Here is a 14,692-nt window from a genome sequence, read left to right as displayed (position 1 = left end):
GGTGCCCCGCTACTTCGCTGCCGCGCGGCGCTGGGCCACGCGCTCTTCCAGCTTGGCGCGCACGGACGGCGGAACGCCCGTCGGATCGATGAGGAAGCCGTGCGCCAGCTCGTTGTGCGCGTGGACCAGCTGGTGGATGCTGAACGCGGCCGCCATGCCGTCGCGCCGCCCGGCGATGTCCTGGATCTGGTTGACGGTTTCCTTGGCGGCCTTGAGAACCATGCTGGACTTGGCAGCGATGGTGTTCGCCATCGCCATCACGGTGGCGTCCAGCTCGTCCGGCGGCGCCACGCGGTTGACCATGCCGCGCTGCTGCGCCTCCTGCGCGCTGATCCAGTCCGACATGAACAGCCATTCCTTGGCCTTGCGCGTGCCCAGCTCCCAGGGATGCATGAAGAACTCGCAGCCCGGCGCGCCGAACTCCAGCGTCGGGTCGCGGAAGCGCGCGTTGTCGGCGGCCACGATCAGGTCGCAGGCCCAGGCCAGCATCAGCCCGCCGGCGATGCAACTGCCCTGCACGGCGGCGATGGTGGGCTTGGGGATGTTGCGCCAGCGCTCGCACATGCCCAGGTAGATCTCGTGCTCGCGCCCCCAGCGGCCCTCCATGCCCGGCGCGTCGAAGGCAGCCCAGGTGCTGGTGGTGGGAAAGTCGCGCCAGGTCTTGCCGTGGTCGCCCGAAAGGTCGTGCCCCGCCGAGAAATGCGCGCCCGCGCCGCTGAGCACGATCACCTTGATCTCGTCGTCGTGGGCGGCCTGCATGAACGCAGCGTTGAGCCCGTAGGTCATGGCCATGTCCTGCGCGTTGCGCGCCTGCGGCCGGTCCATGACGATCTGCGCGATCGCGGGGCCGCGCCGGACATAGCGGACGCCGCCGTCGGCCATCTGCGCGGTGGTTTCCTCGCGCTCGGCGAAGTCGGTGGGAGTGTGCTTCATGGGGGTCTCCTGGTGCTTATGCATGGTGGACGGCGATGAACCGGTCCAGGTGGCGGCCCTCGGCCACCCACGCGCGGCGCTCGTCGCGCACGGCCACGCGGCGGGCCTTGCCGGCGTCGTCCTTGAGTCCGGTTTCCACGATTTCCAGCGTGGCCGGCAGCTTGTAGGGCGCGAGGTGCGAGCGCAGGTGCGCCACCATCGCGGGCGCGGCGAACGACCGCGCGTCCGCCACTTCGACGATGGCGTGCGGCACTTCGCCCAGGTCTTCGTGGCGCAGCCCCACGACCAGCGAGGCCCGCACGCCCGGAAAGGCGTCGATGGCGGCCTCGATCTCCGCGGGGTAGATGTTGGCGCCGCCGCGCAGGATCAGATCGACCCGCCGGTCCGCCAGGAAAAGGTAGCCGTCGCCATCGACGTAGCCCATGTCCCCGACGGACTCCCAGCCACCCTCCGCCGTGCGGGACTGCGCGCCCACGTAGTGGTAGGGGCGCTGCGCCGGATCGGGGGGCAGGAAATACAGTTCGCCCACCTCGCCCGGCGGGCACTCGCCGCCGTCGGGCCGCAGCACCTTCATCGCGCCGCCGCCGACCAGTCGCCCCACCGAGCCCTTGCGGGCCAGCCATTCGTCGCCCCGGATGGCGGTGGCGCCCAGGTATTCGGTGCTGCCGTAGAACTCCCAGATCTTCTCGGCGCCCAGCCAGTCGATCCAGCGCTCCTTGAGCCACGGCGCGATGGGCGCGCCGTAGTGCCAGACCTTGCGGACGGAATCCAGCCGGTAGCGGCGCTTCACCTCGTCCGGCAGGGTCCAGATCCTGTGCATCATGGTGGGCACCAGGCTCACGTGCTCGATCGCGTATTGGTCGATCATCCGCAGGGTCTGCTCCGCATCGAAGCGGCGCATGCCCGCCACCAGGCAGCCCCTGGCCAGTGCGACGTGCGAGCCCATGAAGGGCGCATTGTGGTAGAGCGGGCCGGGCGCGATGAACGAGCTGCCGGGATCCGGCGCGGTCATGGAGGCCGGGTTGAACGGCCTGCGGTCCACGATGATCTTGGGCACGCCCGTCGAGCCGCCGGACGTGGCCGCCTTCCAGTAGCGCGGCGTGACCGCCGCGATGCGCGCACCAAAGGCCGTGTCGCACAGCAGGTCGGGCGACAGCACCTGCATGCCGGGGCCCGCCATGGCGATGTCGCCGATCACCACGCGCGGCGAGGCCAGCGCGCAGATGGAGGCGATTTCATTCGGCGGCAGCTTGTGCGACACGAAATTCGGCGTCGCCCCCAGCTTCCAGACCGCGAAGGAATAGGTGTAGTAGTCGCACGAATTGGGCAGTGCGATGGTGACCATGTCGCCGGGCCGCACGCCCATCGAGCGCAGGACTGCCGCCCTGGCGTTCGAGCGCGCGGCCAGGACGCTCCAGGTGATGGACTCGCCATCCGGATAAACCACGGCCATCCGCTGGGGATGCAGCGCCGCATAGTGGTCCGGGACATCTCCCAGCTCGATACCGAAACGATCCGACATGGTGCGGCTCATTGCGGCTCGATGTTGAATTTGCGCATCGCCACTTCGAGGTTCTCGTAGTTTTTCGCCAGGAATTTCTGCAAGGGCTCTCCCGCCAGCAGCGCGGGTGTGATGCCCATTTTTTCCACTTTGGAAACGATGTCCTTCTGGCCCATGCCTTCGACGATGTGGTTGGCCACCAGGCTCGCGATGTCTGCCGGCACGCCCTTGCCATAGAACACGCCGTGCCATGTGCTGCTGTCGAATCCCTTGAAGCCGCTTTCCGCGAAGGTGGGAACATCGGGCGCCAGCGGATGCCGCTGCGCCCCGGTCACCGCGAGCAGCGTGAGCTTTCCGGTGGCCGCCTGCGCCATCGCGGCGCTGACCGAGAAGAACCCGCCATCCACGAGGCCCGCCATCACGTCCAGGAGGATCGGGCCTTCGCCCTTGTAGACGGCATGCACGAACTTCAGCTGGGCCTGGGACGCCAGTTCCGCCGTCTGCAAGTGCCCTCCGGAACCCACGCCCCAGCTGCCGGCCGAGAAATCGCCCTTGCGCTTGGCATAGTCGATGAACTCCGGCAGCGTCTTGGCCGGAATGGCGCTGGAGATGGCAAAGACCAGGGGGACTTCGACGATGCGGGCGATGAGCTGGAAGTTCTTGAAGGGGTCGAACGTCTTCTTGAGCGTGAACATCTTTTCGTACATGGAACTGCCCGCATACAGCAGGTGGTACCCGTCCATGGGAGAGCCCATGATCGCGTCGGCGGCCACCAGCCCATTGGCGCCGGGCTTGTTCTCGCAAAAGACCGTCCCGCCCAGCCGCTTGGCCAGAACGTCCGCGACCATGCGCGCCATGGGGTCCACGGTGCCGCCGGGCGCGAACGGGATCACCATCCGGATGGGGCGGGAAGGAAACTGCGGTGCGCTGTGGCCGGCGAGCGGCAGCGCCGCGCTGCCGGCGGCTGCGAGGAAGGTACGGCGGTTCAGTGAATACATGGTGTGTCTCCGTGGTTCAGGAATGGAGGGAGGCCCCCGGGAAACGGGGTGCGCGTTTTTCGAGAAATGCGGATATGCCTTCCGCCGCGTCGGCCGTCTGGGTACAGGCCAGCAGCTCGCTTTGTTCGCATGCCAGATGGGCGGGCAGGTGCTGGTGCGCCGCTGCGGCGCAGAGCCGCTTGGCGGCGCGCAGAGCCTGGCCGGGCCCCTGCGCCAGGCGGCGGGCAAGGTTCTGGGCCGCGGGCAGGAGCGCGTCGGCCGGGTGCAACTCGTCGATGAGCCCCAGCCGCAGGCATTCATCCGCGGGCACGGAGCGGTTCGTCATCAGGATTTGCCGTGCGCGCAGCGGCCCTGCGCGCTGCACTAGGTAATAGGACGCGCCCATGTCCGGGCTGAGGCCGATGCCCGCGTAGCCTCCACGCAGCTTCATGTCGTCCGATGCCAGCACGAAATCCGCGCACAGCGCCAGCCCGATGCCCGCGCCCGCCACCGGCCCCTGCAAGGCGCTGACGACCGGGACGGGCAAGGCCGCCAGGCGCTCCATCGCAGGATGCAGCTCCAGCAGCAGTTGCTGGATCAGCGAGGGCAGCGCGTGCCGCTGCAGGGCGAAGGCCTGGATGTCTCCCCCGGCGCAGAAAAACGCGCCCTCGGCAGAGAGCAGCACCGCACCGACGTCGGCCCGGGCCGCGGCGCGGACGGCCGCTCCCAGCGCCTGGGACATTTCCAGGTCCAGCGCATTGGCATGCGCAGGACGGTTCAAGACGATGTGGCCCACACGGTCGGCCACGCTCCACAGCACCGGCATTTGGTCTCCTGATCCAGCCTCCCGCGATGGAGGCGACAGGGATAATGTCGGGCGATTGCGAAGCGAAAAATAGACGTGCATCTACCCTAGGGTTAACCCAATATGGAGCAGATTTCCGGCGCGCAGGCACCCCAGGCATCGGTGCTTTGCGACATGGCGCCCATCGGCCTGTGCGCCACCAGTTCCTCCCGTGTCATCCTGCGGTGCAATGAAGAATTCGCACGCATGTTCGGCTACCGCATGGATGAGCTCGAAAGCCGTTCGCTGGTCATGCTGTACCCCTCGGAGCGCGAATACCAGTTGACGGGAATGCACGGCGGGCCGGTACTGCGGGAAACCGGCCGGTACAGCGACGAGCGGCTGATGAAACACCGCTCGGGGCATCTGTTGTGGTGCCACGTCGTGGGGCGCTACCACACGCCTCAGGACCAGGTGCCTTTTTCCACCTGGATGTTCGAGGATCTGTCGGAGCGCAAGGGCCGCTCCGTCACCCTGACCGCGCGCGAGCGCGAAATCGTGGCGTTGCTGGCCAAGGGCTGGACCAGCAAGGAAATCGCCAAGTTTCTGGGCATCAGCTACCGCACGGTGGAAGCGCACCGAGGCCGTATCGGCCGCAAGCTGGATGCGAGTACGACGGTGGAAATCGTCGCCAAGCTCGCAGGGCTGTACTGACGCTCAGTCGTCCTCGGCCGCGTCGATCTCGGGAAACAGCACCTCGGTGTAGCCGAACTGCGTGAAGTCGCGCACCCGCATCGGGTAGAGCTTGCCGATCAGGTGGTCGCACTCGTGCTGCACCACGCGTGCATGGAAGCCCTCGGCCACCCGGTCGATGGGGGTGCCCCGCTCGTCGAAGCCCCGGTAGCGGATGCGCGCCCAGCGCGGCACCTTGCCGCGCAGGCCGGGTACGGACAGGCACCCTTCCCAGTCCTCTTCTTCCTCGGCGCCGAGTGCCGTGATCTGCGGATTGACCAGCACCGTGGGGGGCACCAGGGGCCTGTCGGGATAGCGCGGGTTGGTCCGGTCCGAGCCGAAGATCACCACCTGCTGGTCCACACCGATCTGCGGCGCCGCCAGGCCGGCTCCGTTCACAGCCTGCATGGTTTCACGCATGTCGCGCACCAGTTGGTGGAGCGCGGCGCTGTCGAACACGGTGACGGGCCGGGCGATGCGCAGCAGGCGCGGATCGCCCATCTTCAGGATGGCGTGGATGGTCATGTCGCAGGATGGTCCGGGAACGCATGGCAATGGCGCCATTGCGGCCATGCAGCATACCGGCACAATGCGCTCCATGCCGCAGCAACCGCCTCCTCCCCTGCCTCCCGTGCCCGAGCAGCCAGCGCTGCCCGCGGCGGCGCGCTGGCTGCTGATGCTGTTCGCGGTGCTGTGCCTGGTGATGGGAGTGATCGGCGTCATCGTGCCGGGCCTGCCGAGCACCGTCTTCATTCTCATGGCCGGCTGGGCTGCGGCGCGCAGTTCGCCGCGCCTGCACGCCTGGCTCTGGCGCCACCCGCTGTTCGGCTCGATGCTGCGCAACTGGGCCGATGGCGGGCGCGTGAGCAGGCATGCGAAATGGAGCGCCACGTTCCTGATGGCGCTGTGCGCTGCCATTCTGCTGGTGGCCAGCATTCCGCGCTGGGCGTCCATCACTGCGGCTGCCTGCATGGCCTGCGTGCTCACCTGGCTCTGGCTGCGGCCCGAGCCCGGCCGCTGAGCTTCGAAGCCCCTCTTTTTGTGTATATAATCTAAGTCTTGTTCCTCGATAGCTCAGTCGGTAGAGCGACGGACTGTTAATCCGCAGGTCCCTGGTTCGAGCCCAGGTCGAGGAGCCACAAATTCACAGCCTTGCAATCGCACAAGGCTGCCAGAAAAACACCGATTATTCCTCAATAGCTCAGTCGGTAGAGCGCCGGACTGTTAATCCGTAGGTCCCTGGTTCGAGCCCAGGTTGAGGAGCCAACTCATGGAGCTGTGCACGACAAGTGCACAGCTCTTTTGCTTTATGGCCGCTCTGCCCAGCCGTCCGCTCGCTTACCTGTACCTGGCTTCCAGCATGTCGCTCGTGGGCGGCTACGTGGCGCTGTCCAAGCCGCTGGCAGCGGCATTTCCGGTGCTGCTGCTTGCCTGGATGCGCTTCGGCATCGGTGCGATCGCCATGCTCGGCTGGCTGCGCAAGCCCGTGCAGGAGCCGCCCCTGACTCCGCAGACGAAGGGCCTGCTCTTCGTGCAGTCGCTGCTGGGAAACTTCCTTTTCACCATCTGCATGATCTACGGTGTGAGCCTCACCAGCGCCACCTCGGCCGGCGTGATCATGGCGTCCATTCCCGCATGCGTGGCCGTGATGAGCTGGCTTTTCCTGCGTGAACGCGTGGCGCCGCGCACCTGGGTGGCGGTGGGCTTCGCTGTCTTCGGCATCGCCCTGTTCGCGCTTTCCAAGCCGGGCCACGGGGTGCATGTCGGCCCGGCGCAGGCAGGCATCTCCCATGCCCCGTGGCTGGGCTACGCACTGCTCGTGGGGGCCTCGTTGTGCGAAGCCGCCTATTCCGTCATCGGCAAGAAACTCACCGCTGCGCTGGGCCCCAAGCGCATCACCGCGCTCATCAATCTCTGGGGTTTCATGCTGGCAACGCCCTTCGGGCTGTACCTGGCGCTGGATTTCGACTTCGGCGCCGTTCCCTGGACCACGTGGTCTCTGCTCGTGTTCTATGCACTGGCCGCCTGCATGTGGACCGTGTGGCTGTGGATGAGCGGCCTCAAGGTCGTGCCGGCGGCGCAGGGCGGGGTCTTCACGGTGCTGCTGCCCGTGAGCGCCGCGCTGGTCGGCGTGGTCGTGCTCGGCGAGCACCTCAGCGCCATGCAATGGGCGGCCTTCGGCATCGCCCTGGCCAGCGTGGTGCTGGCTACCCTGCCTTCGCGGCTGGCATGGCGGGTAGGCCCCCGCTGATAAGCGTCACAGAGAACGGTCGCTGACCACTACGCCGTCCGCATCCGCATACAGCCAGTCGCCGGGGCGCACCCATACGCCCTGCACCTGCACGGCCACGTCGGCCTGCCCCTCGCCGCGCTTGTCGGTCGGCAAGGGCATGAGCCCCAGCGCGCGAATGCCCACCGGCTCCGCCTGAAGCTCCGCCACATCGCGCACGCAGCCATTGACGACGATGCCTGCCCAGCCATTACGCGCGGCACTGGCAGCCAGGTTGCCGCCGACCAGCGCACGCCGCAGGGAGGCGCCGCCATCCACCACCAGCACCCGCCCCTGGCCCTGGGAGTCCACCGCCGCCTTGACCAGGGAGTTGTCCTCGAAGCACTTGACCGTGCTGACAGGCCCGCCAAATGCGGCCACGCCGCCATAGCTCTGGAATACCGGCGGCAGCACGCGGAATGCGCCGCTGGTGTCGCCTTTGTGCGCATCGCACAGGTCACAGGTGCTGGGTACGGAAGTCGTCATGTGCCATGGGCCTTTCTGGTCGGTGGAATGCGCAAGCTGCATTGCGCCATCCTGCCGGCGGCGCATGCACATTGTCGCTCCAGCGCCAGGGGAGCCGCCACGGCAACAAATCGAGGCAAAAAAAGCACCGCTTCCCTTGGAAACGTGTTTTTTCCCAGTAGCATCGGCCTGCCAGTGGAGCAGCAGGTTCTCGCTGGTGACTTTTCACTTCCAACAAGGACAATCCAACATGGCAACTGCAAAGAAAGAAGCGTCTGCCGCTCCCGCCAAGAAGCGCACTCCCAACGCTGCCTTCATGAAGCCCCTGACCCCCAGCCCCGCGCTGGCGGCCGTCGTCGGCTCTGCCCCGCTGCCTCGCACCGAGGTCATCAGCAAGCTGTGGGCCTACATCAAGGCGAACAACCTGCAGGACGCCTCCAACAAGCGCATGATCAATGCCGACGCCAAGCTCAAGGAAGTGTTCGGCAAGCCCCAGGTCTCGATGTTCGAAATGGCCGGCCTGATCGGCAAGCACGTCAAATAAGACCGTCACACGGCCATGCAAGAAAAAACCGGTACGCAGATACCGGTTTTTTTCGTCCCTGCGCGGTTTCTTACATGTCAGCAGGGTCAATAGAGTGCAAATGCGAAAAATTCGCATTTATAATGGCGCCACATTCCCAATAGCCAGCCAAGGCCGTCTGTTCCCATGATCGTCTGTGTTTGCCGCCGGATTTCTGACCGCGAGATCGCACGCCATGCGCGCGCGGGCATGAGCTTTGACGAGATCCAGTTCGAACTGGGCGTTGCGACCCAGTGCGGAAGCTGCGAGGACTGCGCGCGCGATGTCGTAGCGCAGTGCTGCAACTCCCACCCCGTCGCCGCCCTGCACAACGAAGCCATGCCCCAGACGGCCCCGCTTGCCACCTCCTCCATCCAGGAAGGCAAGACATGGCGCTCCTTTCCACTCTCGCAGGCAGTCTGATCATCGTCGTGTGCTCGGTCTGGTGGATTCTGCGCAAGTGACGTGATCCACCCCTAAAGAATTCCGAGGGCCGCCACCCCCACGAATGCTGGTTCCGTTCCAGCGGCCATCCCATCTATGTCCCAGTTTGATCGATATGGCTCCTCCGGGGGCTTGAGCCGCAATGCCGTGATCGCGGGTTCGGTGGTAGTGCTGCACGTCGCAGGCCTGTGGGCGCTGCAATCCGGGCTGCTGCGCCAGGCGGTCGAAATCATCGTCCCCGCCCAGGTGCTGAGCGAGTTCATCGCACCTCCCCCGCCTCCCCCTGCCCCACCCGCACCGCCGGCGCCGCCGCCACCCAAGCCGGCACCCCAGCCCCGCACGCCCAAGCCGCGCCCTGCGCCCATGCCCGTGGCTATCCCGGACCCTACGCCTGCACCTGCCGCGCCCGTGGGCATCGTCGAGCCGCAGCCGCCCGCCCCGCCCATCCAGGCGCCGGCCGCGCCGCCCGCCCCTCCGGCCCCGCCTGCGCCACCTGCACCGCCGGCCATCGTGCAGCCTTCGAGCAACGCAAGCCACCTGAACAACCCCACCCCCAACTACCCTGCCGTGAGCCGGCGCCTAGGCGAGCAAGGCGTGGTGGTGCTCAGCGTGCTCATCGGCACCGACGGCCTGCCCCAGAAGGTGGAGGTCAAGAAGTCCAGCGGCTTCGAGCGGTTGGACCGCCAGGCCGTCGACACCGTATTGCGCTGGCGCTTCGTGCCCGGCACCCGCAACGGCGTGCCCGAAGCCATGTGGTACCAGCAACCGATCCACTTCGTTCTCAAACAATAGTCACCCGCAGGAGTTTTCATGGAATCGCATTTCGGCATCACCAACGTCTGGATACAAGGCGACTTCGTTACCCGGGCCGTCGCCGTGCTGCTGCTGGGCATGTCGCTGGCGTCCTGGATCGTCATCATCATCAAGGCGCTGGACATCGTGAAGTTCAAGAAGGACGCGCGTGCCGCGCGCGACTTCTGGCACAGCGAGGACTTCGCGGCAGGCCTGACCAAGCTCGGCCGCGACCCGGCCAACCCCTTCCGCCACCTGGCCCTCGAAGGCCGCGAAGCCACGGCCCACCATCGCAACACGCAGGCCCATCTGCACGACAGCCTGGACGTAAGCGACTGGGTCACGCGCTGCCTGCGCAACTGCATCGACGAATTCACCGCGCGTCTGCAGTCGGGCCTGGCGATCCTCGCATCGGTGGGTTCCACGGCGCCCTTCATCGGGTTGTTCGGCACCGTCTGGGGCATCTACCACGCCCTGGTGGCCATCGGCTCCTCGGGCCAGTCCACGATCGACAAGGTGGCCGGCCCCATCGGCGAGGCGCTGATCATGACGGCCCTGGGCCTGGCAGTGGCTATCCCCGCCGTGCTGGGCTACAACGCCCTGGTGCGCGGCAACAAGTCCATCCTGAACAACCTGAACAGCTTCGCGCACGACCTGCACGCCTATTTCGTGACCGGCGCCCGCGTGAACGTGTCCAGCGAGAGCAGCAAGGTGCTGCCGATCAAGAAGGGCTGACGCGCCATGGCTTTCGGAACCCAGGATGACGCCGACGAGGTGATGAACGAGATCAACATGACACCGCTGGTGGACGTCATGCTGGTGCTGCTCATCATCTTCATCATCACCGTGCCCGTGATGAAGCATGCCGTGCCCGTGGACCTGCCCCGCGCGTCCAACGAGCGCGAGGTGATCAAGCCCGAGACCATCCGGCTGTCGGTGACCGCCGATGGCAAGTACCACTGGAACGAATCGGACATCACCGACGACGAACTGGAGCCGCGCCTGCGCACCGAAGCGCAGAAGTACCCGCAGCCCGACCTGCACATCCGCGGCGACAAGGAAGTGCGCTACGAGCGCGTGGCCCAAGCCATGTCGGCAGCGCAGCGCGCCGGCGTGCGAAAGATCGGCTTCGTGACCGACCCGACGCAGTAAATTGCGCACTTTCTTACAAAAAGCACAGCGCCATGCTTTGACTTTTATTTGAGAATGGTTATCATTAACTCCATTGCCAAGCACGGAGATCCAACCATGTCAGCCAGCCTTGCCCTGTCCTCCCAGCCTTCTTCCCGCTTCTTCGCTGCCGCCGTGCCCATGGATGCACCTCCCCAGCGCCGCGAAGGCCTGGCTGTCGATAGCAGCGCACTGCTCCAGGGACAGAAAGCCGTGACCATCCTGCACAACGGCGCGATCTACCGCCTGCAGGCCACCAAGCTCGGCAAGCTGATCCTGACCAAATAGAGTTTCATCGTGGGGCGACTCCAGGATCTAAGGATCCGAAGGGTCGTATTTGCCAGCCAACGGGTATCCCCGCGTAGCCAGGCTTTTTTCTCCCCCGATACGCATAAAAAAAACCGGCTCCCAGGAGCCGGTTTTTCTTTGGACGACTGGCCCTGCTTTTACAGGCCGATGGCCGCAATGCCCGCACGGGCGATCTGCGCGTCCTCAGTGGACTTCACGCCGCTCACGCCCACGGCGCCCAGGCACTGGCCGTCCTTGACGATCGGCACGCCGCCTTCCAGCAGGCCCTCGATGGCCGGGGCCGACAGGAACGAACTGCGGCCGCCGTTGATCATGTCTTCATACACCTTGCTCTCGCGGCGGCCCAAGGCGGCCGTGCGGGCTTTCGCGGGGGCGATGTGCGCGGACACGGGCGCGGCGCCGTCCAGGCGCTGCAGCGACAGCAGGTGGCCACCATCGTCCACGATAGCGATCGTCACGGCCCACTGGTGCTTCAGCGCTTCGGCCTCGGCGGCGGCGGCGATCAGTTTCACGTCGGAGAGTTCGAGTTCGGGTTTGGTTTTCATGGCAAACAAGAAAAGGGGTGGAACAAACGCGCCACAGCATACCGGCCGTGTGCCAGCCCACTGCATGGCCGCAGGGCAAAAGATTGCAACCCATAAAGTACGGGATGGCGCGCGGGTATTGCAATGGAGCCCAAAAGTCCCCACCTAGAATCCATCGCATCGGCCCGCACCCTGCGGGCTCCACAGGAGAGGAACAGATGAATACTGAAATCACCAGTGTCGGCTCCGCGGGCTATGGCGTTTCGCAGGAACAGCGCCACCGCGTGCTGCGCAACACCTACTGGCTGCTAGCGCTGAGCCTCGTGCCCACCGTGCTGGGCGCATGGATCGGCGTGGCCACCGGTATCACGCAGTCGCTGCGCGGCGGCCTCGGACTGATCGTGTTCCTGGGCGGCGCGTTCGGCTTCATGTTCGCCATCGAGAAGACCAAGCGCTCGGCTGCCGGCGTGCCCGTGCTGCTGGCCTTCACCTTCTTCATGGGCCTCATGCTCTCGCGCCTGATCGGCATGGTGCTGGGCTTCAACAATGGCTCCGAGTTGATCATGACCGCCTTCGCCGGCACGGCGGGCGTGTTCTTCGTCATGGCCAGCCTGGCCACGGTGATCAAGCGCGACCTATCGGGCATGGGCAAGTGGCTCTTCGTGGGCGCGCTGGTGCTCATGGTGGGCGCCATCGTCAACGTGTTCGTGGGCTCGACGGCCGGCATGATGGCCATCTCGGTGGCCGCCATCGGCATCTTCAGCGCCTACATGCTCTACGACCTCAAGCAGATCCTGGACGGCGGCGAGACCAACTACATCAGCGCCACGCTGGCCCTGTACCTGGACCTGTTCAACGTGTTCCAGAGCCTGCTGGCGCTGCTGGGCATCATGGGCGGCGAGCGCGACTGAGCGGCACGCCCTTTTTCTCCGTTCCCAGGCCCCGGTTCTCCGGGGCTTTTTTTCGCGGAGCCTCAATTGCGCCGCGCCCGTGCCGATAAAGCATGAACATGCTGCCGCTCCGCTCCCCCTACCGCGCCGCCCTGCTGGCCGCCCTGCTGCTGCCGCTGGCGGGCTGCGATGTCCCCATCCCCGGCCTGGGTCCCGACCCGCGCGCACTGCAGCGCGAGGCCGAGGCCAAGGCCATCGGCGGCGCCTGCCGCCACGCGCTGCGCGGGCTGGAGGACTGCTTCACGCTCAACCCCAAGGCCGCGAAGGCCCAGGTGTTCGCGGGCTGGAAGGAGATGGACCAGTACATGCGCGAGAACAAGCTGGAAGGCACGCCCTCGGTGCTGACCCAGGCCAAGCCGCCCGCCCCGGCGCGGCGCGCGCGCGACGATGCGGACGACGAACGCGGCTAGCCGCTACAGAAGCGATAGCTGCCAGCGCTTTCTGGGCAAGCGCTAGAGGCCAAAAACCTTCTCAATCCACGCGCTCGAACACCGCCATGCTCTCCACGTGCGCGGTGTGCGGGAACATGTTGACCACGCCCCCCGCCACGCAGCGGTAGCCCGCCTGGTGCACCAGCAGGCCCGCGTCGCGCGCCAGCGTGGCGGGGTTGCAGCTCACGTAGACGATGCGGCGCGGGAAGGCCCAGCCCTCGCTGCCTTCGGGCAGCGGCGGCGCGTCCTCGGCGCCGATGCGGGCCTGGTGGATGTCGGCCAGCGCCTTGGACAGGGCGAATGCGCCCTCGCGCGGCGGGTCGACCAGCCATTTGTCGGCCACGCCGTCGGCGATGAGCATCCCGGGCGTCATCTCGAACAGGTTGCGCGCTACGAAACTGGTAGCTGCCAGCGCTTGCCCCGCCTGCGCCAGGGCCTGGTTTTTCTTGTAGTTCTCGCGCGAACGGGCGACCAGCGCCTCGCTGCCCTCGATGCCCAGCACCTCGCGCGCCTGCGTGGCGATAGGCAGCGTGAAGTTGCCCAGGCCGCAGAACCAGTCGATCACGCGTTCATGGTTGCGCGCGTCCAGCAAGCGCAGGGCGCGCGTGACCAGTACGCGGTTGATGTGCGGGTTGACCTGGGTGAAGTCCGTGGGCCTGAACGGCATGGTGATGCCGAAGTCCGGCAGGCCGTAGGCGAGCTGCTCGCCCCCTTCATCCAGCAGGTGCACCGTGTCCGGCCCCTTGGGCTGCAGCCACCACTGCACGCCGTGCGCGGCTGCGAAGGCGCGCAGCTGGTCCTTGTCGGCATCGGAGAGCGGCTCCAGGTGGCGCAGCACCAGCGCCGTCACCGTATCGCCGCAGGCCAGCTCGATCTGCGGGCAGGTGCCGCGCGCCTGCATGCCGCCGATCAGCGCACGCAGCGGCATGAGCATGGCGTCGACGTGCGGGGGCAGGATCTTGCAGGTCTGCATGTCGGCGATATAGCGGCTCTTGCGCTCGTGGAAGCCCACCAGCACCACGCCCTTCTTGGCGACATAGCGCACCGACAGGCGCGCACGGTAGCGGTAGCCCCAGGCGGGGCCCTGGATGGGGCGCAGGATGGTTTCGGGCTTGACCTTGCCCAGGTGCCAGAGGTTGTCCTCCAGCACGCGCTGTTTCACCGCGACCTGGGCGTCCGCGTGCAGGTGCTGCATCTTGCAGCCGCCGCAGGCGCCCGCATGCAGGCCGAAGTGCGGGCAGCCGGGGCGCACGCGCTGGCTGGATTCGCGGTGGATGGCGGTGAGGCTGGCCTGCTCCCAGTTGTTCTTCTTGCGGTGGGTGTTGGCGCTGACCAGTTCGGTGGGCAGCGCGCCGTCGATGAAGACGACCTTGCCGTCGTCCTTGCGCGCCACGCCCTGGGCGTCCATGTCCATGGACGTGACTTCAAGCCAGCCGGGCGGGAGATCGTGAGAGGCGGCTTGCGGGAGGGTGGGGATGGTTGCTGTATCGGGGGCGCTCATAGGCCCCGGATTGTCTCAGAGCCTCAGCGGCGCTCGGCGGGCCGCTGCTGCGCCGCCGGGCGAGCCTGCTGGGCACGGGCCGCTTCGGGCAGGCGGTGGACTTCCAGCTCGCAGCCCTCGCTCGACAGCGAGAACACCAGCGTGCCGCCGGGCGCCACCTGCGGCAGGGTCTCGTGCAGGTCGCGCGACATGTCCACCGGCGGCGTCTGCGCACGGTAGACGACCTGCTTGTCCGCGCCGTAGACCACGTAGCACGCGGCCCAGGCGCCCTGGGTGGCGAAGCCGGCGCACAGCACGGCCAGGGTCAGGCGGATGGATGGCATGGATTTCCCTTCTCTTGCGTCTTGC

The 14,692-nt window shown here is 66.7% G+C and carries 20 protein-coding genes and 2 tRNA genes; 13 read left to right on the top strand and 9 right to left on the bottom strand.

What is annotated here, in order from left to right; translation table 11 throughout:
• Nucleotides 1–9: 9 nt before the first annotated feature.
• From AAG689_RS09425 to AAG689_RS09410, 4 genes are read right to left on the bottom strand one after another with little or no spacing between them, the layout of a single operon-like run.
• Complete coding sequence (locus AAG689_RS09425; protein WP_406625712.1) at nt 10–933, bottom strand: enoyl-CoA hydratase; 924 nt, start codon at nt 931–933, stop codon at nt 10–12.
• Between the two features lie 16 nt (nt 934–949).
• Complete coding sequence (locus AAG689_RS09420; RefSeq protein WP_406625711.1) at nt 950–2,467, bottom strand: AMP-binding protein; 1,518 nt, start codon at nt 2,465–2,467, stop codon at nt 950–952.
• Nucleotides 2,464–3,432, bottom strand: coding sequence for a Bug family tripartite tricarboxylate transporter substrate binding protein (locus tag AAG689_RS09415; protein WP_406625710.1), 969 nt, complete (start codon nt 3,430–3,432; stop codon nt 2,464–2,466). The genes AAG689_RS09420 and AAG689_RS09415 overlap by 4 nt, the downstream gene beginning before the upstream one ends.
• A 16-nt stretch (nt 3,433–3,448) precedes the next feature.
• Nucleotides 3,449–4,237, bottom strand: a complete 789-nt coding sequence (locus AAG689_RS09410) for an enoyl-CoA hydratase/isomerase family protein (RefSeq protein ID WP_406625709.1) — start codon at nt 4,235–4,237, stop codon at nt 3,449–3,451.
• 102 nt (nt 4,238–4,339) lie between these two features.
• On the opposite strand from AAG689_RS09410, the gene AAG689_RS09405 reads away from it, so the two are divergent.
• Nucleotides 4,340–4,909 (top strand): LuxR C-terminal-related transcriptional regulator, encoded by a 570-nt coding sequence (locus AAG689_RS09405; RefSeq protein ID WP_020228193.1) that lies wholly within the window; start codon nt 4,340–4,342, stop codon nt 4,907–4,909.
• Nucleotides 4,910–4,912: 3 nt separating this feature from the next.
• Here AAG689_RS09405 and def read toward each other — a convergent pair whose 3' ends face one another.
• On the bottom strand, nt 4,913–5,452 hold the full coding sequence (gene def / locus AAG689_RS09400; protein ID WP_406625708.1) for a peptide deformylase: 540 nt from the start codon (nt 5,450–5,452) through the stop codon (nt 4,913–4,915).
• 73 nt (nt 5,453–5,525) lie between these two features.
• Here def and AAG689_RS09395 point away from each other — a divergent pair, with 73 nt between their 5' ends.
• From AAG689_RS09395 to AAG689_RS09380, 4 genes are all read left to right on the top strand, one after another.
• A complete protein-coding gene (locus tag AAG689_RS09395; RefSeq protein ID WP_406625707.1) occupies nt 5,526–5,948 on the top strand; it encodes a YbaN family protein in 423 nt (140 codons plus the stop codon).
• Between the two features lie 42 nt (nt 5,949–5,990).
• Nucleotides 5,991–6,066: transfer RNA gene (locus AAG689_RS09390), tRNA-Asn, on the top strand.
• 51 nt (nt 6,067–6,117) lie between these two features.
• Nucleotides 6,118–6,193: transfer RNA gene (locus tag AAG689_RS09385), tRNA-Asn, on the top strand.
• A 43-nt stretch (nt 6,194–6,236) separates the two neighbouring features.
• The gene (locus tag AAG689_RS09380; RefSeq protein WP_406625706.1) at nt 6,237–7,178 is read left to right on the top strand and encodes a DMT family transporter; all 942 of its coding nucleotides are present in this window, start codon (nt 6,237–6,239) and stop codon (nt 7,176–7,178) included.
• Nucleotides 7,179–7,184: 6 nt separating this feature from the next.
• Here the strand turns inward: AAG689_RS09380 and rraA are convergent, their stop codons facing one another.
• On the bottom strand, nt 7,185–7,682 hold the full coding sequence (rraA, locus tag AAG689_RS09375) for a ribonuclease E activity regulator RraA (RefSeq protein WP_406625705.1): 498 nt from the start codon (nt 7,680–7,682) through the stop codon (nt 7,185–7,187).
• A 229-nt stretch (nt 7,683–7,911) separates the two neighbouring features.
• On the opposite strand from rraA, the gene AAG689_RS09370 reads away from it, so the two are divergent.
• The 6 genes from AAG689_RS09370 to hemP all read left to right on the top strand — a co-directional run bounded on the left by AAG689_RS09370 (nt 7,912) and on the right by hemP (nt 10,917).
• On the top strand, nt 7,912–8,205 hold the full coding sequence (locus AAG689_RS09370; protein WP_024001244.1) for an SWIB/MDM2 domain-containing protein: 294 nt from the start codon (nt 7,912–7,914) through the stop codon (nt 8,203–8,205).
• A 165-nt stretch (nt 8,206–8,370) separates the two neighbouring features.
• Nucleotides 8,371–8,646 (top strand): bacterioferritin-associated ferredoxin, encoded by a 276-nt coding sequence (locus AAG689_RS09365; RefSeq protein WP_024001245.1) that lies wholly within the window; start codon nt 8,371–8,373, stop codon nt 8,644–8,646.
• Between the two features lie 117 nt (nt 8,647–8,763).
• Entirely contained in the window at nt 8,764–9,459 is a 696-nt protein-coding gene (locus tag AAG689_RS09360) for an energy transducer TonB (RefSeq protein WP_406625704.1), read from the top strand.
• Nucleotides 9,460–9,477: 18 nt separating this feature from the next.
• A complete protein-coding gene (locus AAG689_RS09355; RefSeq protein ID WP_020228201.1) occupies nt 9,478–10,194 on the top strand; it encodes a MotA/TolQ/ExbB proton channel family protein in 717 nt (238 codons plus the stop codon).
• 6 nt (nt 10,195–10,200) lie between these two features.
• Nucleotides 10,201–10,611: an ExbD/TolR family protein gene (locus tag AAG689_RS09350; protein ID WP_406625703.1), complete on the top strand. Its 411-nt coding sequence runs from the start codon at nt 10,201–10,203 to the stop codon at nt 10,609–10,611.
• A 96-nt stretch (nt 10,612–10,707) separates the two neighbouring features.
• Nucleotides 10,708–10,917 (top strand): hemin uptake protein HemP, encoded by a 210-nt coding sequence (gene hemP, locus AAG689_RS09345; RefSeq protein ID WP_406625702.1) that lies wholly within the window; start codon nt 10,708–10,710, stop codon nt 10,915–10,917.
• A 158-nt stretch (nt 10,918–11,075) separates the two neighbouring features.
• On the opposite strand, the gene AAG689_RS09340 is transcribed toward hemP, so the two are convergent.
• Entirely contained in the window at nt 11,076–11,483 is a 408-nt protein-coding gene (locus AAG689_RS09340; protein WP_024001247.1) for a heme-binding protein, read from the bottom strand.
• A gap of 197 nt (nt 11,484–11,680) precedes the next feature.
• Here AAG689_RS09340 and AAG689_RS09335 point away from each other — a divergent pair, with 197 nt between their 5' ends.
• Together AAG689_RS09335 and AAG689_RS09330 are read left to right on the top strand one after the other, a co-directional pair.
• On the top strand, nt 11,681–12,373 hold the full coding sequence (locus AAG689_RS09335; RefSeq protein WP_406625701.1) for a Bax inhibitor-1/YccA family protein: 693 nt from the start codon (nt 11,681–11,683) through the stop codon (nt 12,371–12,373).
• A gap of 98 nt (nt 12,374–12,471) precedes the next feature.
• Nucleotides 12,472–12,822, top strand: coding sequence for a hypothetical protein (locus AAG689_RS09330; RefSeq protein ID WP_034690480.1), 351 nt, complete (start codon nt 12,472–12,474; stop codon nt 12,820–12,822).
• Between the two features lie 61 nt (nt 12,823–12,883).
• Here AAG689_RS09330 and rlmD read toward each other — a convergent pair whose 3' ends face one another.
• The gene (gene rlmD, locus AAG689_RS09325; protein WP_406625700.1) at nt 12,884–14,344 is read right to left on the bottom strand and encodes a 23S rRNA (uracil(1939)-C(5))-methyltransferase RlmD; all 1,461 of its coding nucleotides are present in this window, start codon (nt 14,342–14,344) and stop codon (nt 12,884–12,886) included.
• Nucleotides 14,345–14,367: 23 nt separating this feature from the next.
• Nucleotides 14,368–14,667 carry a hypothetical protein gene (locus AAG689_RS09320; RefSeq protein WP_406625699.1) on the bottom strand — a complete coding sequence of 100 codons (300 nt, stop codon included), beginning with the start codon at nt 14,665–14,667 and terminating at the stop codon, nt 14,368–14,370.
• Between the last annotated feature and the right edge of the window lie 25 nt (nt 14,668–14,692).

The organism is Acidovorax sp. SDU_ACID1, from assembly GCF_045291395.1.
Taxonomy (GTDB): Bacteria; Pseudomonadota; Gammaproteobacteria; order Burkholderiales; family Burkholderiaceae_C; genus MR-S7.
The sequence above is the reverse complement of the archived record's forward strand: the minus strand, read 5'-3'. Positions and strand labels throughout refer to the sequence as shown.